Below are 26,153 nucleotides of genomic sequence, written 5' to 3'. Positions count from 1 at the left end.
CCGGCATAATTGTTACCTGCTAAGTCTTTAATTGCACCGGCGGCAATTTCAACGTAATAATCAGTGCCGGGCGCTAAATCTGCTGTGGGATTAACGGTGACTGTACTGCCAGTAACAGTGACATTGGCCGCTGTGACATTGATAGTTTCTACAACTGAGTTATCTGAGACTTTCTTGATGACAATATTGCCCGTGCCTTTTTGTACGGCTTCACTCAAGTTGACTACTAAATTAGCAGCAACTGCAACACTGGTGGCGTTGTCTGCGGGGGTGAAAGTGCTGGCTGTAGGTGGTGTGGTGTCGAGTAGGGTAATCGTTCCATAGGTATTACTATTATCAGTAGCAGTGGTACTGGCATTTGTGGCAGAATTACTACTGTAGGTCACTCCTGATGCTGTTACCGTTGCACCAGCGTTCACGAAAATAGCACCGCTTTTGGCCTGACCGAGCTGAGCGCTAAATCCGCCCGCACCTCCAGTGGCGCTGTTGTTATTAAACGTGGCATTCGTTAGCATCAGAGAACCATTGCGGATGAAGATGGCTCCGCCTAATCCAGCTCCGCCGCCACCACCAGCGTTGTAACCATTGCCGCCGAAACTGCCTCCTAAGCCACCGCCGGTATTCCCGCTACCACCACCGCCACCAAAGCCACCATTACCACCAAGGCCATCGGTAGAACCGTTAGCAGCAATGCCCGCATTACCACCACCGCCACCGAATCCTCCAGAACCGCCTTGACCCGATACACCGCTAAACTGGCTAGCACCACCGGCACCGCCGCCACCAAATTCACCTCCTTGACCGCCGTTGGTACCATTAGCACTGACAGCGCTGAGGCCACCGCCGCCACCGCCACCGAACCCTCCGCTGCTAGCAACTCCACTATTGCTGGTTGTGCCGCCCGTGCCGCCGGTACTACCAAAGAAGCTACTGCCACCACCAGTACCCCCACCAGTGGTGCCATTAGTCCCACTGTCACTAAGTCCGCCGCCGCCACCCCCACCACCGGGTTGGTAGCCACCTGAGCCACCGACTCCGCCGAAGCCGCCACCACCCCCACCACCATTAGAAGCGCCTCCATTACCGCCTACTGCCTGGTTCTGGGTAAAGGTAACATTATTGATGGTGACTTGAGCAGGCAGTGAAGTTCCGTTGCCATTTATAAATAATGCACCACCAGCCCCTAGTCCACCACCACCGCCAGCAGCACCATTGCCACCATTGCCGCGTCCGCCATGCAGGGTGAGGTCGCTAAAACTTACTGTGCCTTGGTTAACAAAGAACAGGCGCACATCACCGTTGTCATTAATCCCATTATTATTGGCATCCCCACTAATCTTCAGGAGGTTCAGCCCAGTCCCCTGGATGCTCACACTGTCATCGACGATTAGTTGCGAATTGAGGCGGATGGTTTGGGAGGTGTTAAATATACTGGGATCGAAAATAATGGTGTCTGCACCGATCTGGGTGTTGGCTTGGGCGATCGCCTCGCGCAATGACCCAGCTCCACTGTCGTTGGTGTTCCTCACGGTAAAGGTGGCAAGTACCCCGTCATACTTCTGTGCTTCTTGTGGCTGAAAAGCTATGGGAGTCTCAATGTTGCCGATGTTTACCTCCAATTCCCAGTCGCCCCCTAGTGCTGCATTCCCCGTCTTGTCGGTAGATGCTGCCACATCTGCCCCTGTTATTTCACTGAGGCGCTTTACGAAGTTTTCTCCAACTTCTCCGGCTGCTACGTCGCAGCCATAAAGTAGGATATCGCCATTTGCTGTCAGGGCATTTCCCCACTGTTTTAGCCGATCGCTGAAAGTTTCTAGGTTATTGTCATTGAGTACGTCAGCACCGAGTTTTAAACTGCCTTCGCTGCCGTGAGAAACTATATGAACTGCTTCAATATCTTTTTTATCTGCCAAGGCGTTAGTAATTTGGTCGATCGCGCTGGAATTTTCATTTAAAACCACAATTTGAGCGGGATCGATGCCTTGGAGCAGGCTTTGATAATCTTGTACTGAGGAGTCAACGAAAATAATTTGCTTGTTCATGGTTGGTACGTTCATAATTGCTGAAATTCTTTATATCTATTGTTTACATTCAAGTGGGGCCGGGGTTGAAACCCCCGCCTCGCTTAAGTCCTCGCTAGGAGGACTGAAGAATTTATTAGTCCTATTGCTCAAATCTATCGATCGGTAAAATTGTTAGCCCGTTCCCCTTTTTCACTGGAAATGAACACGGAAAACTCATTGTCTTCGCTCGTGGCTGACAACATTCGATCGACTTGCGCCCCCAATAGGGGAAGTCATAGCAGCGTTAAACCGGGGATTTTGTCGTAGTAGTGCAGCCAGTAAAGTAGAGCCTGAGCGCGGTAGTCCTGATATGAAGTGGGCTTTCACTGGCTTTGTGTGGGAATGGGTATATAACTTAGATGCAACCTAAATGTATCATACTACAGACATATCTTTTATAGCATATTTTTATTTAACAGTTCGCAACACAACATCAAGGTTTACGATATCTTTACAATCTAGACATCGTGGGTTGGCTTTCCCTATCTCTATCATTGCTTCGGGCCCCTGCCTCTGTAAAGTCGGAAAAGTCGGATCGTAAAGTCGGAAAAGTCGGATCTTTGCCATGAGGACATAATTTAGATATCCAAGAGAGGCTGTGGCTATGAGGGTGTATTTTTTGATCGTAAATTTATTTTCCCTGTTTGCCAGACAGCATTAAGGTTGACGATATCTTTACAATCTAGACATCGCCCTTGTTAATTACTTTGGAACTTTAACCGCAGATGGTGGCGGATATACGCGCTATGGACGCTTCGGAGTGTTGGTTTGTATTTAAGGGCGAGAGCCTTTTTTGGTCTTTTTTGGATTTAAGGGCGATCGCACTTTTGTTGATTCCTTAAATCTGCCGCAAATTTCCGATATTTATTTGCGAAAACGGCCGCGAATGCGATCGACAAACATCTCAACTTCCGGCAACTTCATCTGATTAACAAAAATGGCAAAAACTCCCAGCCCAGCGAAACTTGCCACACTCAACTGCACTAATTGAATTACTAAACCTTCAGTACCCAAAACTCTTTGACAGCCTTGCAGAGCAGCCAAGGTCACGAAAGCAGTTAGAGAACTGCCAGAAGCTAACCCCAGAAAGGGCAAACTCCACTCCCGCCAAGGCAGACCGCCAAGCTTTTTATCTAATAAATACAAAAGCATAATCATCGAAACAAGATTCACTCCCACCGTCGCCAGAACTAATCCGGGCGCGCCGAAAGCTCCTGCTAACAAATAATCTAGCAGTCCGTTCAAAAATATATTGATAATACTGATACGAAAAGGCGTTTCTCCATCTCCCAAAGCGTAAAATACCCGTACCAAAACGTCGCGACCCAAATACACAAACATTCCAATACTGTAAGCCATCAAGAGCGGCGCGACAAACTGCGAGGCTGACTGATTAAAAGCATAGCGTTCGTAAACAACGCGGACGATCGGCCCGGCAAGTGTTACCATTAAAGCGCTCAGCGGTAGCATTGTCAGCGCTGTCAAAATTAAAGCTTGACGAATTTTATCTTTTAATTCCGGCCAGTCTTTGGGTTCGGCAAGGCGAGAAAAAATTGGCAAAAATGGTACTAAAATTACATTAGAAATAATGCCTAAAGGAGTCATAACTAACAAGCCTGCATAGCCCATGGCAGATGCAGCTTGAGGGATGTAGGATGCGAAAAATAGGTCGGTATAGACATTAATTTGCAGCATTCCCGATGATAAGGTAGCAGGAACCATCACCTTAACTACTTCTTGCACTCCGGGGCGTTTAAAATTAAACCGCAAGCGCAATTTTCCCAAGCCCGCGCGCCACTGCGCCACCAGTTGCACCAACCACTGCAAAACTGCTCCCGCTAAAGTTCCCCAAGCTAACACTAAGCCGCCAATTAGTGCGTATTCTGGCTGAGTAATTTTGTCTCCGAGTTGCAGTGCGAGAATCCCCAAACCGCCGACAAGTGCAACGCTGGAAAATAAAGGGCTGATGGAAGGAAGCCAGTACATATCGGCGGCGTTGAGAGTGCCGAAACCAATGCCGATTAAGCCTGAAAGTAAGGCCATCGGCGCCATAATCCGAAATTGTTGGACGGCAATTGCTTTGATTTCTAAACCTTCTGCTGTTCTATTTAATCCCGGTGCTACCAAATCGATCGCCGGATCTGCAAAAATAATTAAAGCGACTGTTACCAACAGCAATATGCCGCCGACTAAGGTGGTGATAGTCTCTACTAAGGGTGCTGCTTCTTTTTTGTCGCGGCGGGATAAAACGCTGACTATGGCGCTGTGAAAAGGCCCGTTGATGCCTCCGAGCAAAATAAATAAGAAACCGGGGATGACGTAGGCGTAGTTGTAGGCATCGACGGCGACACCGACTCCAAAGGCTGCGGCGATCGCAATTTGGCGCACCATGCCGAAGACTTTGCTAATTAGAGTGGCGACTGCGACAATGCCGGCAATGCCTGCTAGGGAACGAGAGGGCTTCTGTGATTCAGACACAAATGGTTACAAAGGCTAGTGCTAAAAGGCTTCACTAAGTTTAATCGCAAATCGGGAAAATCGTAACATGAATTCAGAAAAATTCTATTCCCAATTACCTTTACTTAATAATTTTCGCGATATTACTGAACCCGAGAACTTTGTTGATGTGCCCGATGACTGGTACATTATTGTCACAGATATTCGCGGTTCTACCAAAGCGATTGAAGCTGGACGCTACAAAGATGTTAACTTATTGGGGGCTTGTTCGATCGTTGCTGTTTTGAATGTAGCGGGCAAAACAGAGATTCCGTTTGTGTTTGGCGGCGATGGCGCTTCTCTGTTAATTGGACCGCAAGTTTTACCCCCTGCCCAGGAAGCTTTGCTTGCGGTGCAACAAATGGCTAAAACCGCATTTAACCTTGATTTGCGAGTGGGCGCAGTGCCAGTAAAAACTGTGGTGGCAGCTAATTATCCGGTTAAAATAGCTAAGTTTAAAGTTTCCGAAAATTACAGCCAAGCTGTTTTTTTTGGCGGTGGCTTAACCCGTGCTACTGAACTTATTAAATACCCTGCTGCTGGGAATATTTACCGTTTTAAAAAAAAAGTGGCATTTCTGCAACAGCCGATTTTTCGGGATTGGAGTGCCGGTGGCAGGATATTCCCAGCAATTACGGGGAAATAGTAACGCTGCTGGTAATGGTGCCAGAAGATTTCGGTCAGCAGAGCCATCAAATTTATAGAAAAGTTTTAAAAATAATCGAATACATTTACGGCAATGAAGATTGTTTAAATCCGATCTCTCGTCAAAATCTTAAATTGACATTGAATAGCGCCAAGCTGATTAAAGAAACTCTAGTTAGGGCGAAAAGTTCGAGTTCGTTAGACCGCCAAATGTATTTATCAAAAATACAGTTAGAGACGGCGCTTGGTTCGCTGCTAATGAATTTTAAAGTGAAGACGCCAGAGGTGGATTGGGGAGTTTATAAAGATAATGCGATCGCAGCTACGGATTATCGCAAATTTGATGATATGTTGAGAATGGTAATTTCGGGCAATGAGTCGCAGCGAAAAAAATTGACGGGGTACTTGGAAAAGAACTACCGTGAAGGCAAGCTGGTTTACGGTTTGCACGTTTCTGACAGGGCGTTGATGACTTGTTTGGTGTTTGAACGCAGCGGCCGACAAGTGCATTTTATAGATGGCGCTGATGGAGGTTATGCTTTAGCTGCTAAGGAGATGAAAGAAAGATTGAAGTAGATTTATTATCAAGGTTCGCAGCATCGGACTAAAGTCCTCAAAGCTGATTTATTAAGGACTTGCATTCCGAACGATCGAACCTTGCTCTGTGTACCTGTTTAGTGCTATCATTTTTTAAAGTTAATTTAATCTAGTCAAGTAAGAAAAATTTAGGAGATTGGACTTTGCTGAAACTTTATTATCATCCGCTCTCTACTAATGCTCGCCGTGTCTGGATTGCTTTGCTGGAAAAAGAGATTGAGTTTGAATTGGTGGCCCTCAAATTAAATGGCGATCAGTTGCAACCGGATTTTTTGGCTATTAGCCCTTTTCACCACGTCCCGGTTTTGGCTGATGGGGATTTTCATGTAATAGAAAGTCTGGCTATTCTTGATTATCTGGAAGCTAAGTATCCGGCGATCGCACTATTGCCACAAAATGCTCGGGATTTGGCGATCGTCCGCATGGTACAAACGGTCACAGTCAACGAATTGACACCAGCGCTGAGTCCCTTTGTCCGCCAGACTTTCGGTGGCGCAGGCGACCCCGAGAAGCTGGAAAAAGCTGGACAGCAAGTGGTGGCGGTACTGAGGTTTTTTGAGGATTTGTTGGGCGATACACCTTTTTTTGGCAGCAACACGATTACCCTCGCGGATGTTGTGGCTGGCGTTTCCGTGCCTTGGCTGCCCCAACTAGGCCTGTCGTTAGAGGAATACCCCAAATTGGAGGATTGGTGCGATCGCTTAAATTCCCGCCCTTCTTGGGAAGAAACACAAGCCAGTCCCGAACTGGTGGAAGCTTTTAAAGCGCAGATGAAACAGTTGATGAAAGGTCAACAAAGTTAGCCTTTGAATGATGAGATTAATGAGTTGAGAAAAGAAGATAAACAGTTGACAGTAGACGGTTGACAGTTGACAGTGATTTACGGTTGACAGTGATTTACGGTTGGGTGGGGGCGGGTTTTTGAGATTGTCAATTATTGGCTGGTATTGTTGGTTAACCCGCCCCTACAAGAATTATGTCTATTTACTAATGCCCCAGGCCCCATGACTGACTTAATTTACAAATATCCTCCTCTTTTACACGGAACTCTCATCAAGCGGTACAAGCGATTTTTCGCCGAAATCGAGCTAGCTTCGGGAGAAATCATCACCGCGCACTGTCCGAATACTGGCCCGATGACTGGTGTTTATATTCCCGGAAATCCTGTGCTAGTATCTCCCAGCGACAATCCCAAACGCAAGTTAGCTTATACCTGGGAATTAATTAAAGTTTGCGATACTGTGCCAACTTGGGTGGGAGTTAATACTGGGCTACCAAATCGAGTGATTAAATTAGCTTTGGAATTGCGCTTGTTTCCTGAGTTGGGAAATTACAGTTTAATTCAGCCGGAGGTTGCTTACGGGAAAGATAATAAAAGTCGAGTTGATTTTTGGCTGACTGGTGGGGAAAAACCGATTTTTGTAGAAGTTAAAAATACAACTTGGGTAAAAGATACATTGGCTTTGTTTCCCGATACGGTGACGGAGAGAGGACAGAAACATTTGCGGGAATTGATGGAAGTGGTGCGGCTGGGTTCGAGGGCTGTAATGCTGTATTTTATCAATCGCGGGGATTGTACGGATTTTGCTCCGGGGGATAGTGCCGATCGCCTTTACGGAGAATTGTTCAGACAGGCCATCAGTGAAGGTGTGGAAGTTTTGCCTTGCCGGTTTGACGTAACTCCCGAAGGCGTGCGGTATTTGGGATTGGCAAAAGTGGATTTACTAACCCCTAAATGATTGGTTTAAATTGCCTGCATTTCTCCATCGTTCTCGACATTAGCGACGCCCTTTACACTCTTTAGTCCTTCTAGTTTCGACTGAGAAACTTCTCCAGTAATGATGCCAATCACAGGTAACACCTCATCGACTTTCATTCCCGCCGACTCTAAGGCAGTGACAACAGATTGAATTACCGATAAGTTTTGGTCGTCAACAGTCACTATGATGCGCTCTACTTGTTCGTCAGACATATTCAGCCTCCTTTGTCTTCTGTTAGGTCCCCGACTTCTTAAAGAAATCGGGGAGCTAGGTATTGTGTATTAAGGAGCTTGCAGCAACCCACTTCCAACGCGATCGTTTGGTAATGGTAGTGCCATAGCATGGGAAGTGAGCACTTGCCAAAGTTGAGAACCCCGTTTACCAGTCCATTGGGCATACAGGGCAGCGAGTCCCGCTACGTGAGGTGTAGCCATGCTAGTGCCACTGAAGGTAGCATAACGCCCTTTATTCACAGGGACTGATGAGTATACATTCACTCCTGGAGCAGCGATATTAACTTTTGCCCCGATCGAGCCGCCCGACGGAGACGAGAAGTCAGGCACTTGGAGACAGCTATCGAGGGCTGCAACAGCCATAATCGACGCGCTATTGGCTGGTTGTCCCACTGTTCCAGGCCCGTGGTTGCCGGCGGCTGCCACGATCAGACACCCATTTTGCAGTGCCCGACGGCCGACAGTTTCGTAGGCAGTAGACGGTGTGGGAAGGGTGTTTCCTAAGGACATGGAGATTACTTGACACCCGTTGACGATCGCCCATTCCATCCCAGCGAGAATCCAGCCACTATTGCCGCTACCGGCATTGCTCAACACTTTACCCGCATAAATGGTCGATTCGTAAGCAATTCCGTACCTGCGGCCGTTGAGATCCTTGAACCCGCAGGCTGTTCCAATGCAGTGCGTGCCGTGACTGTTGCCATCCTGTACGTCCTCCCCTGGTACGAAAGACTGCGACACGATCGATCGACCATTGAAGTCCGGATGCAATAAATCCATCCCCGTATCCAGCACGGCAACTTTCATGCCATTACCAGTCAACTTAGAGCCGAGCGCCTTCGTTGCCTTCAAACCCCAAGTAGACTCGATATCATCAGCAAAACATTCGCGGGCGGCGAGTCCTGCTACCTGTGCATTAGTGGCTTTCTCGTACAGGTGATTCACCGCATCGCGATAGCCCTCCAGGTAATCTGCCGACAACCCATCGCCAATCGCGTAGAATATGCGCTCAGGTTCGATCGCCAAAATAGCGGAATCATCTGCTGCCGATGTCATGATGCCGCTGAGTGCTTCTTCCTCTAAGGAGACGACAGCCACGCCGAGAGTGGGAAACACTGCTCCCCCAGTGGCTTCGACTTGGCTCAAGTCTAGGGCCGACTCCGGGAAATCGGCAGCATTTGCCAGCCCCCTGATGCCAGTTTGGTCGTTCAGAAGGTCTAATCCTTCTGTCACTGCATCATCGCGGAAAGTAATAATGTAACGCCCAGTCGTTTCATCGGCTCGGGCATTTTCTGGAATGGGAAAACTAGGTTGTTCTGACATAAAATACCTCTTATTAAGTGTGATTGGAAATCCCTGACAGTTTTTCTGATTTTCTGACATCGATCTCTATTGTTTTTGATTCAGAATCGACTTATTTTTACCAGAAAGAATTGGTTGAAAGCCTCTCGCGAGTGAGGGAGAAATTAAAATCAGACTATTCATTACTCCAATCCTCTTCCTTCTAGGTAGAGGTCGCTCTCCACAGGTCAACTGTCAAGCGGTCAACCCCTCGGCTTCGCTCGGGGCAAGCTGTCAACTGTTGAAGTTGCGTCCCCGACTGAAAAGCTGGTTGCGTGAAAAATTCGGGCTGATACCCCAGCGCCAAGCCTGAGGTTTCTGGCGTGGGGTTTCCGGCGAAAAATCTAGCTACAAGCAGATAATTGTACCGTTCTTAGACACACACTTCCACGAGGAGAAAGGAGTCGCCCGATAACAAGCCTGTGCCTTATAAGTCAGACACTTACCTTGCAAACAGACTTGAATTGATGCCTTCGCTAAAAGGATATTGCCTTGAAGCGTCTGGCACTTATTGAGACCTATATTAGCGCAGGCTGCCTCAATTCCTGCCAGTTTCAAACAGACTTTAAAGCCCGCGCCTACTTTGTTATAGCAAATCGCGATCGGACCAACGATACTAAAGCAACCGCCCAGGGCTTCATGAAGCTCTAAAGTTGCCATCTGCTCATCTGCCGCCGATACTTCCGCTACACCTTCTGAACTAACCGCGGTGGCTAGTCCTTCCCCATCTAGGAATTCCAACGGATCGTAGTCGAGTTCAATCATTTCATGGTTTGCCACAATCTTGTCTCCTGAATTTAAGGTTGAATTGTTGTCAATTAAATACCTCAGCTTTCACAGCAACTACATTGAGGCTGTTTGCTTTGTGTATGCTCTAATTCTCTTCAACCTAAACTTGGGGAACAATACGACGATCCGCGTATAGGATTGTAAATAAATTGCAACAAATTACCAGAAATAATTGGTTGAAAGCCTCTCCGTTTTAGGGAGAAATTAAAATTCGACTATTCATTACTCCAATCCTCTTCCTTCCAGGTAGAGGTTGCTGTCACAGGTCAACTGTCAACCCTTCGACTTCGCGAGCGCGCAAGCTGTCAACTGTCAACTGAATCGGGCAGCAACCCCAACTTTTCCAGAGCAACCATCACAGCAGCCGTCCGGGTTTGTACGCCGAGTTTGCAGTGAAGGTGCTCCAAATGTTTTCGCACTGTGCCTTCACTGCAACCGAGAACTTTAGCAATTTGGGCATTACTTTTATCTTTGGCAATCCAGAAGAGAACCTCTGATTCGCGTTTTGTGAGTCCTAACAATTCCAGACCAGAAATAGAGAATCCTTGCAGTTTTTTTTCCTCCAACAGCAAGAGATATTGCTCGCCGATGGGTTCGGGAATCAGACGGACGCTCAACTGTTTTCCTGCTTGCTGAACGTGCAACGGTAAACAGCTAGATGGAACATTGCCGTTGAATTTAAGGCTCGAAATCTGTTGCTTGAACCAATTTTGTAAGAGTTCTGGCAATGAGTGCGGGGCGCGGGATAAAAAATACTGGCTCAACAGTTGTTCGGCGCGTTGAGCGATGAAGTGCACCTGTCCGTCTACAGCCAAAACGATCGCCCCCAAGCGATCGAACATTTGCTGGAATTGTGTCAGTATTTGCTGAATTTTGCTGAATCCTGGGTGATTTGCCTCTGCCTGAATCTGTTGGAGCATCATCGGGTTCAGGACACTACCATCCTTCGCGATCGCCTTCAGGGGCACCACCGGTGCTAAAGTATCTGGAGCTGAGCCGCTGCGATCGCCTGTGACTTGGATAATATAATGTTTGTCGCTATTTTCGCAACTTTGAGCTTCAGCTTTTGCTGGGAATTTATCAAGATTTTGAGATGTCAAAATAACGTCGTGCTGGCGACTTTGTTTCTGTGAATTCACTGGAAAATCTCCCTTTGCATAAACAGTGAGAATGGCGAAACTAGATAGCCGTAACCTGCGGCGAGCTCGCTCATTTCACTAGCATTAATTTCTACCACCGTAGAAATGCACTCTGAGATTTTTTTGATTCTGAACGATTTAAGTTTCTTTTTTAATTAATAACAGTCGCTAGCTGTTAGTTACCAGTCGCACGTTCGAGTGACTTGCAATTTTTTGGTTTTTGTGTTAACAGTATTCTAGACTTGGTTCGAGATTAACACTCGACCTCAAAAAGTTAAGTTTTAAGGTGAGCCCAGGAGCAATAAAATCCCTAAAGCAAAGTCAAGTATAAAATATATTTGTTTTATCCTAACTAAAGAAAGTGCGATGGTTTTCGCAATTTAGATCGTGGGAAAAAAGAATTATAAAAACCCGATCGCGATCGCCAATCGGGTTGAGTGCAACTATTTTTTAGTCGGAGAGCGAGCTCCTCTTAAGCTTGAAGACAAATAAAGCGAGTCCTGCACCTGCAACAGCCGTGGCAGCAATATTGCTGGGTTCTGGCACTGCTTCGGCAATGCTGAGGGCATTAATTCCCAAGGCGCGATTCCCCTCAGAACTGCTATAGACGAGGCGCGAAATGTTGGCAACATCGCTGCGAACACCCAAAAACTGAGCCGAATTATCCAGTGCTAATGAGGATGTTCCTTGTGTTGAGAAGCTTCCTAACAAATTATTAGCGCTGTCAAATGCTGCGATCGATGCCGTGAATAAAAGCGTATCATCTACCGCTATTTGCGTCCCTGCTGCGGCTACAGGGCGATCGAAATTAATTGTCAGCGGGCCTGGGTTTCCCAGGGCTGGCGGCGGGCCTGGCCTTAAACCAGTCAACAACACGAAATCGCCCTTAGCAAAGTTGGTGGCAATACCGGGCGAAGGTAAGGTTTGAAAAACTAAAGGCGGTGTAATTCCTGGGGTTGTAGCCAGGGGAATATTGACGCTGATTCCGAGTCCTGCTTCGGAGGTGGCCGAGAAGGAGTTGGGCAATATTTTGAACGGTGGCTGGACTGGCCCTAAACTCGACCAATCAACGCGATCTGTAGCTCCTAATGCAGCGCGATCGCTCACGAATGTAATATTAGCAGCTCGAACGGGCGGTGCTAACAGGATGAGCATAGTGCCGATCGCAATTCCCGCAGCGGATGTTTTGGGCGATCGCATTTTTTTGGCGATGGCTGCGAATTCCGAAGTGCGATCGCTTGGTAATAGCTGCACTTTGAAATGTTGAACTTTTTTGCAAATCATAGTAGTTGCTCAATTCGACCTCTCCACAAATTCTGACAAAACTGTGCTTTTGTCCAAACTGAATGTTTATTTTGTGGAGATGTCCAATATACTTGACATTCTGAGAATCAACTAGGATTATTTAACAAGACATTACATTACGTAGAATTTCGTAAAATTCGCTGCGATCGACATTTCGTTCAATATGACTTCCGAGCTCTGATATCTGATAATTGCTATGTTCATATATAATGAGTCTAACCCCCTCTTAGCAAGGGGAGGGGTGCGGTTAAAACTTATGATTCATTTAGACTAGCTATAGAGACATCTAGCAAAAGACGAGATCTATGCTCCAAACCCAAGCGCACCAGAAAAAACTCACCTTTGAGGATTACCTAAACTATGAAGACGATACCGATTACCGTTACGAACTTATTGATGGGGAGTTAGTACCTTTGGCTCCAGAATCGCCAGAAAACGACTTTATCGTCCGATTTTTGTTCTTCGTTCTTGTCAGTCGGGGAATTGTTCCGCTCAAGCTGGTCGGAATACATACCTGCGAAGTTCAAGTACCCGTCTTCCAACGTCAGGATGCTGCTAATCGCTACCCCGATGTTGTCGTTCTCAGGGAAGAACATCTAACTTTGATGAAAAAACGGCTAACTGTTACTCTAGATATGCCACCCCCGCGACTGGTAGCTTAGGTTGTCAGTCCAGGTAAAGTTGGGCGCGATCGTGACTACAATTGCAAGCGCGATCGGTATGCAGCGATCGGTATTCCCGGATATTGGATAATTGACCCAATCGAACAACGGGTAATGGTGTTGCGCTTGGAGTCAGGGGAGTATGTTGAGTCGATATTTTCTGGGAGCGATCGGATAATTTCGCCAACTTTTCCTCAGTTAGAATTAACAGCAGAACAGATTTTTCAGGGTCAGATGTAGCGAGAGAGAATAAAATTGGTTTTAAGCACCAGTTTTATTGGTATAATAATAAATTGTTGCCTGATTTAAAGCCATCAGATTTACCTCTGTGGTCAATCCAAAGTCCAAAATCGAAATGATATCTTTAATTCTAAGTATAAAAAAAGTTATAATAGCTCGTTTTTTCTATATCAACTCCTAAGCATCGCTAAATCAGACTTTATGACCAATATCTTAGAAACAATTATTGAACGTTATGAAGGGACAATTAATATCCTGAAACAGGCGAGAGCTTCAAATTCTCTTGAGCTCGAACAAATTATCAGAGTTTTAAATGCACGGGATGCAGTGCAGATTGCTATAAAAGAGCCAACAATAATTCCTAGTAGCAAGTTGAATAAAGTTATCCAACTAGATACAGTGATCGGGGAAGAATTAAAATTGATTGTAAAAGCTAACAATAGCAAAATAACAGAACAATTGGCTCAGGCACGAGAAACAGTAAATCCTCCAGCAGAAGCTTGGTGGTGGAGATTAGAAAGCATTGCACCTCCTCATCCTTGGGATGTTTTGGATTGGTTGTGGAAAGTTCTAACAGTTGCTGCTTGGACTGGAAATCTCAGTTTACTGGTCAATATCGCAACTCGCTTTCTCGGCGGCGGAGTGGGATTAGCAGGAGTAGCTGCTGTTATTTTACCTAGTATCTTAGCGTTACTACAGGCTAGTAGCGAATTCACGAAAATGGGTCAAGAAGGTTTTGAGAAATTACTGGAAAAGCTGAATATTCCTAAACAATACCGCGAAGAGGCTAAGTTTGGTTCGACGCTGGTAATGTCGGGATTGTTGGTAACTTTTTGGTTGTCTTTACCTTTAATTTCTGACTCTTATAATCGCAATAAGCTCAGGAATCACGCAGACAAGAATTTGGGAGAGGCAGAACAGGATTACTTAAAAGTAATTTGTCTGAGTAGAGATAATATAGAAGCTCATTATAATTTGGCTAGTCTCTACGAGAGTTGGCAAGATTTGGAAAAAGCGAAAAAAGAATATCAAATTGCTGTTGCAGGTAATTTACCAAGTGCTTATAATAACTTAGGTCGTTTGTACAGGAGAAAAAATATTCCAAAGCTGCTTTTCTTCTGGCTAATGGTCTTAAGTTAGCCCAGAAGCAAGATACCTACTCGGAAATTAGGTATAGCTTGTTTAAAAATTTAGGTTGGGTTAGACTGGAGCAAGGTAGGTATGAAGAAGCACAACAAACCCTACAAGCTGCGATCGGTATTGCCCAAAATCCAAAGACAATAAAATATATTGATAATCCCGGTGCAGCACATTGTCTGTTAGCACAGGTACTGGATAAACAAAAGCAAGCGTCTGCGTTGGAACAGTGGCAGAAATGCTGTCAACTTGGTTCTAGGCTTAATCCTGATGAAGATACCTGGTTGCATCTATCTCATCAAAACTTAGCTAAGGCAAGAAAAAAATGCAAAAACTCCAACAATTGAGCTGGCTGGCAGGAATATCCTTCAGTCTATTTTTGATTAGTGTAGCAAAACCTGGAATTACTCAGCAAGAGAGCTTAAATTTTATTTCTGAGATTAAAGAAAATGTAGAAATTAAGCGAGATGGAAGAAAAGATTACCAAAAAGCATATGTTGGTGACATGGTTAATCCTTTGGATAAATTGCGATTGGGAAAAGGTGCATCGGCAAAAGTAGTTTGCAATAACTTAGCTGTTTGGAATCCTAAATCTCAAGGAGAATTTCTTGTTTCTCAGGGCTGCTCATCTACAAGAAAACCTTCCATGCAACCACATGGCAATGTACGTCCAGGTGGTGGCGTGTGAAGGCATTTACAGTTTGCGGTTTACTTTATTTATAAAGTATCTGTCAACATCGGCTGATGTTTCGTACAATGGCAATACAGTATGCAGCATCTCACCAAAAAGAGCGATCGAACTATGGGAATGACCCTGACCGAAAAAATCTTAGCCAAAGCATCGGGCCGCACTAAAGTCGAGCCCGGAGAAAACATTTGGGTAGAAACAGACGTGCTGATGACCCACGATGTCTGCGGGCCCGGCACGATCGGCGTTTTCAAACGCGAATTCGGCGATAATGCTAAAGTCTGGAATCCCGACAAAATCGTCTTAATTCCCGACCACTACATTTTCACCAACGACGAACGCGCTAACCGCAACGTCGATATTCTCCGCGATTTTGCCAAAGAACAAGGGATAAAATACTTTTACGACATCACGGATCGATCGGACTTCAAAGCAAATCCCGACTACAAAGGAGTTTGCCACATCGCCCTAGCACAAGAAGGGCACACCAGGCCGGGCGAAGTGCTTTTCGGCACAGATTCCCACACCTGCAATGCCGGCGCTTTCGGACAATTTGCTACCGGTATCGGCAATACCGACGCCGCTTTTATCATGGGAACCGGCAAATTGCTGATTAAAGTTCCCGCAACCATGCGCTTCGTACTCAACGGCGAACTGCCGGATTATTTGTTAGCAAAAGACCTGATTTTACAAATTATTGGCGATATCAGCGTTGCCGGTGCTAACTATCGGACGATGGAATTTGCGGGCGATACAGTTGAGCGTTTGACGATGGAAGAACGGATGACGCTGTGCAATATGGTGATTGAAGCTGGCGGCAAAAATGGCACGGTTGCGCCCGATAAAACCACCTTTGATTACGTTACTTCGCGCACTGACAAACCCTTCGATTCATTTTACAGCGATGGGGATGCCAAGTTTTATAGCGATCGCACCTACGATGTCAGCAAATTAGAACCAGTCGTCGCCAAACCGCACTCGCCCGACAACCGCGAATTGGCCCGCAACTGCCGCGATGTCAAGATCGATCGAGTTTACATCGGTTCCTGCACCGGCGGCAAAACCTCCGACTTTTTGAATGCCGCCCGCATTCTCAAAGGAAATCAAGTCAAAGTTCCGACTTATTTAGTACCGGCAACTCAGAAAGTTTACGAAGATTTGTTTGTCACCAAATACGAAGGTCAAACGCTGTCGGAAATCTTCTTAGCAGCAGGCTGCATCGAACCCGCAGCGCCTTCTTGCGCCGCTTGTTTGGGCGGGCCGAAAGACACTTTTGGGCGCATGAACGAACCGGAAATTTGCGTGTCTACAACTAACCGCAATTTTCCCGGCCGGATGGGGAACAAAGAAGCGCAAGTTTATCTAGCTTCGCCTTACACTGCGGCGGCTTCTGCGCTGACTGGGCACGTAACCGATCCGCGCGAATTCCTGGCTTAGAAGTTGTTAGCGATGTTTAGAATCTTAGATCCCCGACTTCTTAAAAAAGTCGAGGATCTGGGTATTCTGTTTTTTTTAGATGGGTTTACCTATCGCTGAATTTGACAGCGATAGGCTAGTTAGAATAAAATGAAAATAACTATCTATATCAAATATCAAAACTCATGATAAATCCTAATATTTTTGGTAAGGTTACCACCACATTTGCCCTAATTGCTATTACCCTATCTTGCACTTCAACCAACATAGTAACTCAAACACAGAAAAAAGCAGAAAAGCTACAGCCACAGGTTGCTTACGACAATTTAATCGTTGACCCGGAATCCGAATATATTATGATTCCAGTTATCTTATCTAGCGATGAAAAAAAAGCTGAACACAATCCTATCTCATCAAAATTAAGCTTTTCAAGGGGGCATCCGATGATTGGTTATAATATGATTTTTTATAACAAAACTAACGGGCAATCTAATATTTTATTAAACAGAAAAGCGTTAATATCTAAATTTGAATATCTGTTAGGTAAACAAAAACCAGAAAATCCCAGCAGTCAAAATGGACAAACAAGTCAACCCAAGCAAAATCCCTCAAAAAAAGTATCCAGCAAGCCCCAGAATCAGTTGCTGTTATTTCACATAATAGATAGCGACACAAATGCTGATGGCAAACTTGACGATGCAGACGCAATCATTGGATATTTATCTAACTTGGGAGGCAAATCGCTTCAGGCAATCACTCCGCCCGATACCCAGTTAATGAGTTGGGTATTTGATGAAAAGAGCGGCGGGATTTTTGTTACAATTAGAAAAGACTCCGATGGCGATCGCAAATTTACCGAAAAAGATGATATCGATTTTGTCAGAGTTAATGTCAGCAAACCCAATGTTGGTAAAGAGATAATCGACGGTAAAAGTCGGCAAGAATTACAAAAAATTATTCTTAATTCAAAGTAAACTTAAGGTTCGTACCTACTTAAATTGACAGGAGATTTGCTTTGAAAACACTATTTTTAGCTTGGCAAGACCCTGGCAGCGGTTCTGGGTTTCCGATTGGTCGATTGACATTTAACGGTAAAGAATACCAGTTCAATTATACAAATGGTGTTCTAGAAGCTAAACTTAAGTGCGGGTTTCAACCGTTGCTGTCGTTCCCGGATTTTGACAAAATTTATACTTCAGAAAGACTGTTTCCGTTGTTTTCCAATCGAGTGCGGCCGCGATCGCGCCCTGATTACCCTGAATTTGTCCAATGGTTGAATATCCCTCAACACGAAGATGACCCAATTGCTTTATTGGCGCGCAGCGGAGGTAAACGGGTAACGGATAAATTTGAGGTTTTCCCTTGTCCCGAACCGGATGAAAATGGACGTTACCGCATCCATTTTTTTGCACAGGGACTGCGATACCTTTCAAAGTCGGCAATTGAACGGATTAATGGGCTTCAAGCGGGCGAACTTTTGTATTTAGCGCACAAATTTTATCCTCGCGGCTTGCTGCTTTGTACTGAAAATAACTGGATTGCAGGCTATTGTCCGCGCTATCTTTTGGAGGTTCTTTTTGAAATTATCTCGCAGCATCCAGAATTGGTTCGCGTAGAAGTCGATCGCCTCAACCAACCTCCAACGCCGCTACAGTTCCGGTTACTGTGCAAGATAACCGCCGATTGGCGAGACTTTCGCCCCTTCACAGGCCCGATGTACCAGCCTGTTGGCGCGGATGTTTTAGCTGTAAGTGCGATCGGCTTGCACAACAACAATCAGTAAAATCGCGATCGCAAAATTAGGGAATAACCCAAGTTAATTTTTCTGAATTCATTAGACGCACTCTGGAATAAATTGGATCGAGAATTAGAACTAGACAGGGTTTGTTGAATTGTTTATAATTGTATGATTCATCTGGCAACTTAAGAAACCCGGTTTCTCGATCGCACAACTTGATAAAATTGCAAGTATTCGGTAAATAAGTGCCATGATTACGATCGTGATGGGAGTCTCCGGTTCGGGCAAAACTACTGTTGGCAAGTTGCTGGCGCAATCTCTCAATTGGGAATTCAGCGATGCCGACGATTTTCACCCGCCAGCAAACATCGAGAAAATGAGTTTGGGCATTCCTTTAGAAGATGGCGATCGCCTGCCTTGGCTGTTGCACTTGCAAGCTACAATAGACAGGTGGCTGTTGGAAAATAAAAATGTCGTGTTAGCTTGTTCTGCCCTAAAAGCATCTTACCGCGAAATGCTCTTTCGAGACAAGCTGCGGATGAAAATAGTTTATCTCAAAGGTGATTTTGAGCTGTTCGCATCCCGGTTAAAAACTCGCGAAAATCACTACATGAAAGCCGACTTATTGTCAAGTCAGTTCGCTACTCTCGAAGAACCAAAAGATGCAATTATCGTAGATGCTTCGCAGCCCCTAGAGGAAATCGCTCGCCAAATTAAAAATCATCTGACCTACGGTTAATCTCAAAATAAAGATGTTATGCGTGCTAATTTTTGTACAAATACAAGAAAGCTTCTACTTCAGCCGCAGTTGGTTGTGCTGCAATTGCCCCAGGTTTCATCGCTGTCATCGCACCCACCGCGCTCGCATAAGTTACAATGTTTTTGGCGATTTCTGGAACGGCTAAATTCTTAATTCCATACTTGCACAACTGCCACACAAAACCAGCGACAAACCCGTCGCCGGCACCAGTTGTATCCTCAACATCTACTGCGAAGGCGGGGATTTTTCCTTCATTTTGCGAGAGACAATAGCTGCAACCTTTCTCGCCCGCAGTCACCAAAACGCCTTCTACGGAATCGAGGCGGTAGGTAATAGCTCCAGCGTCGGTAGTTCCAAACAACCATTCGGCTTCTTCGTCAGATAACTTGAGAAAATCAACTTTTTTTAAGAGTTTTCTAATGTGCGCTTTTGCTTCGTCGGGATTTGGCCAAAACACGGGACGCCAATTGATGTCAACTATAATTTTAACGTCGTAACGTTCTGCTAGTTCGATCGCTCTTTCTATAGCCTCTCGACTTTCCCGATAAGCTAATTCTAAAGTGCCGATCGCTAAAAACTCCGCATTTTCAAACAGCACCTCGGGTATTTGGGCAGCCTGGAGGCGGGTGTCGGCAAAATCCGCAGTATCCAATTTACCAAAACCGGCAAAAGTGCGATCGCCCGCTGCATTCCGCAAAACATAAACTTGCCGCGTCGGCGCACTCGGATGGCGCTGCACTCCAGCGGTATCAACCCCTACTTCTTGCAATACCTGCACCAGGGAATCCCCCAATTCATCCGCGCCTACAGCACCGATAAATCCCGCCGCCGTCCCCAATTTAGCCAAAGCACAGGCAACATTAGCAGGAGCACCGCCAGCATATGCCGTCCAAGATTCTACATTTTCTAGAGATACTCCTGGTTTGTCTGCTAAACAATCAAATAAAATTTCACCCAGACACAGAACGCGAGGATAAGTCATATTGATTTTTGATTTTTGATTTTTGATTTTTGATTTTAGAGCAGCAGTAGACAAGTTAATAATTATTTTTAACCCATCCCAGAAAAATTGCCAGCTATTTTTTAATGACAGCTCCTATAATATCAGACTTACTGATACGGGCAGTTACACACTCAACGCACAAGTGCAGTGCGGGCTTATCAGTAGTTTTACGTGCAAACATCTGCGGGTTTTTCGGCCCGGATGTCAGGTGCACGCAGGTAAAGCGAGCATCCGCCACCCAGAAAGCTGGCGCCGCAAGTGTCTGGGCGTCTGGCTGTGTCGTCGGCTGGGGAATTGCACGAAGCCGCGATTCTGCAAGCGAGTTGGTGCTTGCGTGCCCGAAAAAGGAGCAGCAGCAGATTTAATTTTCTCTTCATACTCGATCCCTCATCCTCTAGAATTGTAGATAGGTAAATATGCAGACATAGGAAAAATTTATGAGCGGGAGCGTCTCTGGGACCCCTGTCACCCTGTCGGACAGAGAATTGCAAGTGGTAGAGTTAGTAGCGGCGGGATTGACCAATGAGAAAATCGCCGAAAAGTTAGAGATTAGCAAGCGTACAGTTGACAACCACATTAGCAATATCTTGAACAAGACGCGCGCTGACAATCGAGTTACGCTGGTGCGCTGGGCCCTGCAGTGGGGGAAGGTATGTTTGGACAATATTAACTGCTGCCCTCTACCGGGGCCGATCGATAAAGAAGTATCTTAAGTACGGGTTCTGGTTGGGGACAGACAAAGAAATGATGCAAACGGCACAAGAAAAACAACTCCGCTATCAAATTCAATGCCCTGGATTGCCGCTGGCGGTGTATCGGGAAGTGGCAGCCCATTTGCGTCAAGTTGAAGGGGTGGAAACCGGTTTAATTCCGCAGCAGTCGCAGCGGTTTGATTACAGCGACAGCCAAGTTGGGGGTTTGTGGATACAGTATCCTGATGGGTTCGATTTGGTCGATCGCGAGCGGGTCGATCGCATTTTGGCTTATTATGGCGATCGTTACGGAGTTTGGGAATTATTAAGTCATTAGTTATTGGGAATTGTTAGGTGTTGACGGTTGACTGTTGACTGTTGACTGTTGACTAACAACTAATAACCGTTAACTAATAACTACTGACTGCGGACTAATGACTAATGACCAATGACTAACAAAATGAATGAGTGCAATTAAAACTTTACCGGGAACGCGGGATATTTTGCCCGCTGAAATTCAATACTGGCAAAATATAGAAGAAGTCGCTAGAAGAATTTTGAGAAAAGCGGCTTATCGAGAAATTAGGACGCCAATTTTTGAACAGACATCTTTATTTGAACGCGGCATCGGCGAAGCTACCGATGTTGTCGGCAAAGAAATGTACACTTTTAAAGATAAGGGCGATCGATCGACTACTTTGCGCCCGGAAGGCACCGCCGGAGTAGTGCGAGCTTTTATTGAAAACAGTTTGTACGCCGCTGGTGACGTGCAGCGTCTGTGGTATACTGGGCCGATGTTTCGCTACGAACGCACCCAAGCAGGCAGACAGCGGCAGTTCAATCAAATTGGCGTGGAAGTCTTGGGGAGTGCCAATCCCCGGGCGGATGTCGAGGTAATTGCGATCGCCTGCGATATCCTGCAAGCGATCGGTTTAAAAAATTTGCGCCTCGATATTAATTCAGTCGGAAATAAGCAAGACCGACAAAATTACCGACAAGCTTTGATCGATTATTTTACACCGCACAAAGACGAATTAGACGCGGATTCTCAAGACCGCTTGACTCGCAACCCGCTGCGGATATTGGACAGCAAAAATCAGCGCACTCAAGAAATTGTAGCTGGTGCGCCTAGCATTTTAGAATATTTGGGAGAGGAATCGCGAGATCACTTCGAGCAAGTGCAGCTTATGCTCACAAATTTAGGAATTAGCTATCAGTTAAATCCCAGATTAGTGCGCGGTTTAGATTACTATACCTACACCGCATTTGAAATTATATCCGACGATTTGGGAGCGCAAGCAACAGTTTGCGGAGGCGGCCGCTACGACGGTTTAGTAAAGGAATTGGGCGGCCCAGATACGGCGGCAGTCGGTTGGGCAATGGGTATCGAAAGGTTGATTATCCTGCTGCAAAAGTTGCAACCTTTGCCCGCGCCCAAGTTGGATTTTTATTTGGTATCCCGGGGCGAAAAAGCAGAACAGCAATCGGTATTGTTAGCTCAAAAATTGCGAAGTGCCGGGTTTAGTGTAGAGATAGATTTGAGTGGTAGTGCTTTCGGGAAACAGTTTAAAAGAGCCGATCGCAGCGGTGCAGTTGCGTGTTTAGTTTTGGGAGATGCGGAAGCTGAAAACGAGACGGTACAATTGAAGTGGTTGGCGAGTGGTGAACAAAGTGCGATCGCCCAATCGGAACTACTAGCAATGACAAACGAGCTACAGCAGAAAATCATAGCTGCATATTAAGTCCGGCAGGGAATGAATTCCCTGCCTCAAAGCTAAAGTCCTCTGAAGAGGACTAATTATTTTAACAGTCTTCTTCTCAGTCCTCTTAAGAGGACTTTAGCTATTAGCCAGGGGTTTCAACCCCTGGCGGACTGTCGGCTTAAGTCGTTACTAATTGGCTCTGCCCGGTAACGCATATCCAGAGGCTCTGCCTCATCATTAAGCCATTAACATTAATCCCAAAAACCAAGAGATATAATTTAACCATTAAAACATTTAACCTCTGATAAACTATGTCTGTAGCAACTAAAAACCCAGAAACAAAACTCACAATCACCTGGCCGCTACTACCAGAAGATTTGCAACTACCAGACGACCCCGTAGAAGACGAAAGCCAACCGTTATTAGCCGCCGCTTTGCGCCAGCCGCTAACAGCATTTCCAGAATTAATGCAGGATGCCTTAATTGTTTCCAACTTTGCCTTGTGTGCCGGCATAAGTTTCCCAGGTTCAAGCAGCGACGAACAGCGCATTATCTGCAAAGCACCAGATTGGATGTACGTGAAACCCGTCAATCCAAAAAATGTCTCGCAAGTCCGCCGCAGTTACACCCCGCACACAGAAGGAACCATCCCCCAAATCGTGATGGAATTTCTTTCAGAAACCTATGGAGAAGAATACTCCGTTGAATTTACCTCGCGGGTGGGAAAGTGGTATTTTTACGAGCAAGTAATCAAAGTCCCCCGATACGTCATATTCCGAGCGAAAACAGCTCATTTAGAAGTTTACGCTTTAGAATCCGAGCACTACAACTTGCAAAAACCCGATGAAAACGGACGTTATTGGATACCGGGATTAAACCTATTTTTAGGTATTTGGGAAGGAACGCACGAAGGAAGGACAGGCTGTTGGCTGAGGTGGTGGGATGCAGAAGGCGAGTTGTTGCTTTGGTCGGAAGAACGAGTAGAACAAGAACGCCAGCGAGGCGATCGCGAACGACTCCGCGCTGAAAGATTGGCCGAAAAATTGCGTCAAGCGGGAATCGAATTAGATGACGAAGAGTGAAACACGAAAAGAAATAGAGTCTTAGTAAGGTGAGCCGTGCGCACCTTACGACTATTTGGTATAATCACACTCTTGTGTCCCGGGCATCCTTCCCGCTATTGCCTCAGGTTACAGTCCTATGTTAATTGAACGTCTAGAACCCATAAATTGGGAAAAAAAACCGCGACTGATATCATTGTTTTCAGGTTGCGGCGGCATGGACTTGCCCTTCCACAAAGCGGGGTTTAAAGTAGTTTGGGCGATCGACTCCAATAAATACGCCTGTAAAACATTCAGCAGAAACATCGCCGATGTCATCATCAACGACAGCATAGAAAATATAGACATTGCACAAGTTCCCGAAGCTGACATATGTATAGGAGGATTCCCCTGTCAAGATTTCTCCCTGATTTGGAAGCGGCCCGGACTTGAAGGAACCAGAGGCAATTTATATACATACTTTCTCGAATTTGTCAACAAAAAAAAGCCCAAAGCTTTTGTAGCAGAAAATGTCAAAGGCTTATTAAGTGCAAATAATTATCAAGCAATAAAACAAATAATTTCTGACTTTGAAAGTATAGCACCGGGCTACTTAGTTAAACCTAAACTCTACAACTTTGCTGATTACGGAGTTCCCCAATTTCGCCAAAGAGTGTTATTAGTTGGCATTCGGATGGATACAGGATTTAACTTTGTGCATCCTCAGCCAGAATACGGGCCAAATCGCAATAATCCCTATCGAACTGCAGGCGAAGCACTCAAAAATGTGGAAGCAGTTCTGGACAATAACAAACATCATAAAATTCAGACCCGCACCGTTGAAATTTTAAATCGAATTCAACCGGGAGGCAATTTTGCTGATATTCCCAAGGATAGTCCGTACTATGTCAAAGGCATGATCAGTCACGTTTATCGGCGAATTCATCCAGATAAACCATCATCGACAATTATTGCTGGTGGAGGTGGCGGGACTTGGGGTTATCATTATTTAGAACCGCGTTCTTTGACCAATCGTGAAAGGGCAAGATTGCAAACATTCCCCGATGATTTTGTTTTTGAAGGTTCTACTACTGAAGTGCGGCGGCAGATTGGCAATGCAGTGCCGCCGCTGGGAATCGCTGCTGTTGTTGAGGCTTTAATTCCGCTATTTAAGGGGGATTATCCGCAAGTTGATTTATATGAAATGAGTAAAAAGTTGCAGGGGATGTCAATTCAACAACGATTAAAATGGGCTTAATTAGAGGTGTCCGAGCAGAGTTTGCAGTTAATTTGAAATGTGCGTGCTATAATTAAAATACCTGAGTCAGACTAGGCTTTAAGCTTATGTCTAAGTCAGGTTATATGCAAAATTTTATATAAAACGAAAATTAATCGCGTGAAACAAAACTTAACTACAGGAAACCCCTATAGAAACACACCTCATTACGAAGATCCTCAAGACATACCTGAGCAGTTTGCGGACATCGTAGAGGAACTGCGGACTAAGGCTCAAGAGGTTCGATCGATGCATATTAGAAAACCAAGTTCTGGTAATGCTGCGGCTGCCAAACTAGAACTAGAAACTGGCCGAGTTTATAGCAAAGAAGCTACCAGCAAGAAAAAGCCTCTCAATATTCCAGGCAGAGACAATGGGCCAAAGTTGTTTTTTCAGGAAAGGATTGACAGAGCAGCACTCCATAATAATTACAACAAAGAACACGCCGAGTACAAGCTCTTCAATGCACTTGCAGAAGAATTGGAAGGAGATAGTGTACCTTCTGAGGCGACAGGAAGGCTTTACCTTTACACGGAGATGGAGATGTGTTCTGGCTGCAACACTACCTGCGATGAAGACTTTGCTAGGTTGTTCCCGAACATTGAAGTGATTATCTTCTACAAGGAGCCATATCCGTAGAAATATAGGATAAAAAGCCAGTAGAGCCAAGGAAGGCTTTACTGGCTTCTCTGGGTAAGGTAGAATGGAGGTGATATGAATCTTAAAATTAGCTCGATCTTGGTTGACGATCGAGGGAAATACATAAGGAGGGAAAGTCAATGATAAAGTTTGATCTAGGCTACTACACCGATTTTAAGTTGCCCAGCAACTCAACTATTCCAGAGCAATTACAGCAAACACTTCAGACGGTTTGGGACAGAAAATATGACGATTTATACGAACGAGGTGGAAAGTGCAATGTAGAAGAAGCTTTTGTAGAAGTAATGACAGCCTTTGGAATGCCTAATGATCCAATATCCCATCAGCGATACGTCTATATGGCTTATGGAATAGCATTAGCAGCTAAACCGACCATTAAACATTACTTTCCTGAAGAACACAAAGCTGATATCGTTGAAGCAATTGTATCTTGTTGGCTTAAGGATGGCTGTGAAATCCCAGAAACTTGGGCTGATACCTTGTTTCCTAATATCAACAAACTTGGAAAATATCAAGCTAGTAACGAAGCTTATAATATTTTCTACGGCTTGCTGCAAACACTCAACACCAAAACAGCCTATAATGCCATCTTGGATATTTTGTATGATGCCATTACCGGGGACGCCATTTCTGGTTTTACTGAAGCCCGACGAGATATGTTTAATTGGTGGTTGATCGAGGTGGTTCCTGCTGCCTATTGTTTAAAGCTGCCATCTACTTTATATTCTGGAAAATGGGAATTTCCGCCACTGAGTCAGTGCGCTTAAGTG

Annotated in this window: 27 protein-coding genes and 1 pseudogene; 20 read left to right on the top strand and 8 right to left on the bottom strand. The window is 45.4% G+C overall.

Going from position 1 to position 26,153, the window contains the following annotated elements; translation table 11 throughout:
• A partial coding sequence (locus tag QUB63_RS24275) for a DUF4347 domain-containing protein (RefSeq protein ID WP_332947888.1) occupies positions 1 to 2,057 on the bottom strand: 2,057 nt, incomplete at its 3' end.
• 870 nt (positions 2,058 to 2,927) lie between these two features.
• On the bottom strand, positions 2,928 to 4,541 hold the full coding sequence (gene murJ / locus QUB63_RS24270) for a murein biosynthesis integral membrane protein MurJ (RefSeq protein ID WP_332947887.1): 1,614 nt from the start codon (positions 4,539 to 4,541) through the stop codon (positions 2,928 to 2,930).
• 67 nt (positions 4,542 to 4,608) lie between these two features.
• On the opposite strand from murJ, the gene QUB63_RS24265 reads away from it, so the two are divergent.
• The 4 genes from QUB63_RS24265 to sfsA all read left to right on the top strand — a co-directional run bounded on the left by QUB63_RS24265 (position 4,609) and on the right by sfsA (position 7,540).
• Positions 4,609 to 5,205, top strand: coding sequence for a DUF3095 family protein (locus tag QUB63_RS24265; protein WP_332947886.1), 597 nt, complete (start codon positions 4,609 to 4,611; stop codon positions 5,203 to 5,205).
• Complete coding sequence (locus QUB63_RS24260; RefSeq protein ID WP_332947885.1) at positions 5,160 to 5,780, top strand: DUF3095 family protein; 621 nt, start codon at positions 5,160 to 5,162, stop codon at positions 5,778 to 5,780. The genes QUB63_RS24265 and QUB63_RS24260 overlap by 46 nt, the downstream gene beginning before the upstream one ends.
• Before the next feature lie 164 nt (positions 5,781 to 5,944).
• A complete protein-coding gene (locus QUB63_RS24255; protein ID WP_332947884.1) occupies positions 5,945 to 6,604 on the top strand; it encodes a glutathione S-transferase family protein in 660 nt (219 codons plus the stop codon).
• Between the two features lie 201 nt (positions 6,605 to 6,805).
• Positions 6,806 to 7,540, top strand: coding sequence for a DNA/RNA nuclease SfsA (gene sfsA, locus QUB63_RS24250; protein ID WP_332947883.1), 735 nt, complete (start codon positions 6,806 to 6,808; stop codon positions 7,538 to 7,540).
• 5 nt (positions 7,541 to 7,545) lie between these two features.
• Here sfsA and QUB63_RS24245 read toward each other — a convergent pair whose 3' ends face one another.
• The 5 genes from QUB63_RS24245 to QUB63_RS24225 form a co-directional block, all read right to left on the bottom strand.
• A complete protein-coding gene (locus QUB63_RS24245; RefSeq protein WP_332947882.1) occupies positions 7,546 to 7,773 on the bottom strand; it encodes a hypothetical protein in 228 nt (75 codons plus the stop codon).
• Positions 7,774 to 7,842: 69 nt separating this feature from the next.
• Positions 7,843 to 9,117: a S8 family serine peptidase gene (locus QUB63_RS24240; RefSeq protein WP_332947881.1), complete on the bottom strand. Its 1,275-nt coding sequence runs from the start codon at positions 9,115 to 9,117 to the stop codon at positions 7,843 to 7,845.
• Between the two features lie 366 nt (positions 9,118 to 9,483).
• Positions 9,484 to 9,915 (bottom strand): hypothetical protein, encoded by a 432-nt coding sequence (locus QUB63_RS24235; protein WP_332947880.1) that lies wholly within the window; start codon positions 9,913 to 9,915, stop codon positions 9,484 to 9,486.
• A 314-nt stretch (positions 9,916 to 10,229) separates the two neighbouring features.
• Positions 10,230 to 11,063, bottom strand: coding sequence for a response regulator transcription factor (locus tag QUB63_RS24230; RefSeq protein ID WP_332947879.1), 834 nt, complete (start codon positions 11,061 to 11,063; stop codon positions 10,230 to 10,232).
• Positions 11,064 to 11,513: 450 nt separating this feature from the next.
• Positions 11,514 to 12,347, bottom strand: coding sequence for a hypothetical protein (locus QUB63_RS24225; RefSeq protein WP_332947878.1), 834 nt, complete (start codon positions 12,345 to 12,347; stop codon positions 11,514 to 11,516).
• A 326-nt stretch (positions 12,348 to 12,673) separates the two neighbouring features.
• Between QUB63_RS24225 and QUB63_RS24220 the strand changes: the two are divergent.
• The 8 genes and pseudogenes from QUB63_RS24220 to QUB63_RS24185 all read left to right on the top strand — a co-directional run bounded on the left by QUB63_RS24220 (position 12,674) and on the right by QUB63_RS24185 (position 18,988).
• Positions 12,674 to 13,270, top strand: a pseudogene (locus QUB63_RS24220) (Uma2 family endonuclease).
• 201 nt (positions 13,271 to 13,471) lie between these two features.
• Positions 13,472 to 14,410: a hypothetical protein gene (locus QUB63_RS24215; RefSeq protein WP_332947877.1), complete on the top strand. Its 939-nt coding sequence runs from the start codon at positions 13,472 to 13,474 to the stop codon at positions 14,408 to 14,410.
• Positions 14,389 to 14,754 carry a hypothetical protein gene (locus QUB63_RS24210; protein WP_442921821.1) on the top strand — a complete coding sequence of 122 codons (366 nt, stop codon included), beginning with the start codon at positions 14,389 to 14,391 and terminating at the stop codon, positions 14,752 to 14,754. The genes QUB63_RS24215 and QUB63_RS24210 overlap by 22 nt, the downstream gene beginning before the upstream one ends.
• Positions 14,733 to 15,095 carry a hypothetical protein gene (locus tag QUB63_RS24205; protein WP_332947875.1) on the top strand — a complete coding sequence of 121 codons (363 nt, stop codon included), beginning with the start codon at positions 14,733 to 14,735 and terminating at the stop codon, positions 15,093 to 15,095. The genes QUB63_RS24210 and QUB63_RS24205 overlap by 22 nt, the downstream gene beginning before the upstream one ends.
• 114 nt (positions 15,096 to 15,209) lie before the next feature.
• Positions 15,210 to 16,532 (top strand): 3-isopropylmalate dehydratase large subunit, encoded by a 1,323-nt coding sequence (locus QUB63_RS24200; protein WP_332947945.1) that lies wholly within the window; start codon positions 15,210 to 15,212, stop codon positions 16,530 to 16,532.
• A 164-nt stretch (positions 16,533 to 16,696) separates the two neighbouring features.
• Positions 16,697 to 17,485, top strand: coding sequence for a hypothetical protein (locus QUB63_RS24195; RefSeq protein WP_332947874.1), 789 nt, complete (start codon positions 16,697 to 16,699; stop codon positions 17,483 to 17,485).
• 41 nt (positions 17,486 to 17,526) lie between these two features.
• Positions 17,527 to 18,294: a DNA-binding protein gene (locus tag QUB63_RS24190; RefSeq protein ID WP_332947873.1), complete on the top strand. Its 768-nt coding sequence runs from the start codon at positions 17,527 to 17,529 to the stop codon at positions 18,292 to 18,294.
• A 205-nt stretch (positions 18,295 to 18,499) separates the two neighbouring features.
• Complete coding sequence (locus QUB63_RS24185) at positions 18,500 to 18,988, top strand: gluconokinase (RefSeq protein ID WP_332947872.1); 489 nt, start codon at positions 18,500 to 18,502, stop codon at positions 18,986 to 18,988.
• 25 nt (positions 18,989 to 19,013) lie between these two features.
• Here QUB63_RS24185 and QUB63_RS24180 read toward each other — a convergent pair whose 3' ends face one another.
• Positions 19,014 to 19,991: a carbohydrate kinase family protein gene (locus QUB63_RS24180; protein WP_332947871.1), complete on the bottom strand. Its 978-nt coding sequence runs from the start codon at positions 19,989 to 19,991 to the stop codon at positions 19,014 to 19,016.
• A 229-nt stretch (positions 19,992 to 20,220) separates the two neighbouring features.
• Between QUB63_RS24180 and QUB63_RS24175 the strand changes: the two genes are divergently transcribed.
• The 8 genes from QUB63_RS24175 (at position 20,221) to QUB63_RS24140 (ending at position 26,150) form a co-directional block, all read left to right on the top strand.
• On the top strand, positions 20,221 to 20,418 hold the full coding sequence (locus tag QUB63_RS24175; protein ID WP_332947870.1) for a hypothetical protein: 198 nt from the start codon (positions 20,221 to 20,223) through the stop codon (positions 20,416 to 20,418).
• Positions 20,419 to 20,449: 31 nt separating this feature from the next.
• Positions 20,450 to 20,725 carry a helix-turn-helix domain-containing protein gene (locus QUB63_RS24170; protein WP_293251134.1) on the top strand — a complete coding sequence of 92 codons (276 nt, stop codon included), beginning with the start codon at positions 20,450 to 20,452 and terminating at the stop codon, positions 20,723 to 20,725.
• 34 nt (positions 20,726 to 20,759) lie between these two features.
• Entirely contained in the window at positions 20,760 to 21,041 is a 282-nt protein-coding gene (locus tag QUB63_RS24165; protein WP_332947944.1) for a hypothetical protein, read from the top strand.
• Positions 21,042 to 21,168: 127 nt separating this feature from the next.
• Positions 21,169 to 22,446: a histidine--tRNA ligase gene (gene hisS / locus QUB63_RS24160; protein ID WP_332947869.1), complete on the top strand. Its 1,278-nt coding sequence runs from the start codon at positions 21,169 to 21,171 to the stop codon at positions 22,444 to 22,446.
• A 272-nt stretch (positions 22,447 to 22,718) separates the two neighbouring features.
• Positions 22,719 to 23,489, top strand: a complete 771-nt coding sequence (locus tag QUB63_RS24155; protein ID WP_332947868.1) for a Uma2 family endonuclease — start codon at positions 22,719 to 22,721, stop codon at positions 23,487 to 23,489.
• Between the two features lie 118 nt (positions 23,490 to 23,607).
• Positions 23,608 to 24,705, top strand: a complete 1,098-nt coding sequence (locus tag QUB63_RS24150; RefSeq protein WP_332947867.1) for a DNA cytosine methyltransferase — start codon at positions 23,608 to 23,610, stop codon at positions 24,703 to 24,705.
• Between the two features lie 138 nt (positions 24,706 to 24,843).
• Positions 24,844 to 25,362 (top strand): deaminase domain-containing protein, encoded by a 519-nt coding sequence (locus tag QUB63_RS24145; protein WP_332947866.1) that lies wholly within the window; start codon positions 24,844 to 24,846, stop codon positions 25,360 to 25,362.
• A gap of 140 nt (positions 25,363 to 25,502) precedes the next feature.
• On the top strand, positions 25,503 to 26,150 hold the full coding sequence (locus QUB63_RS24140) for a hypothetical protein (protein ID WP_332947865.1): 648 nt from the start codon (positions 25,503 to 25,505) through the stop codon (positions 26,148 to 26,150).
• Positions 26,151 to 26,153 lie beyond the last annotated feature (3 nt).

The organism is Microcoleus sp. ARI1-B5, assembly GCF_036705795.1.
GTDB lineage: Bacteria > Cyanobacteriota > Cyanobacteriia > Cyanobacteriales > Microcoleaceae > Microcoleus.
Note: the sequence above shows the minus strand (reverse complement) of the source record. Positions and strands in the feature narration are given on the sequence as shown.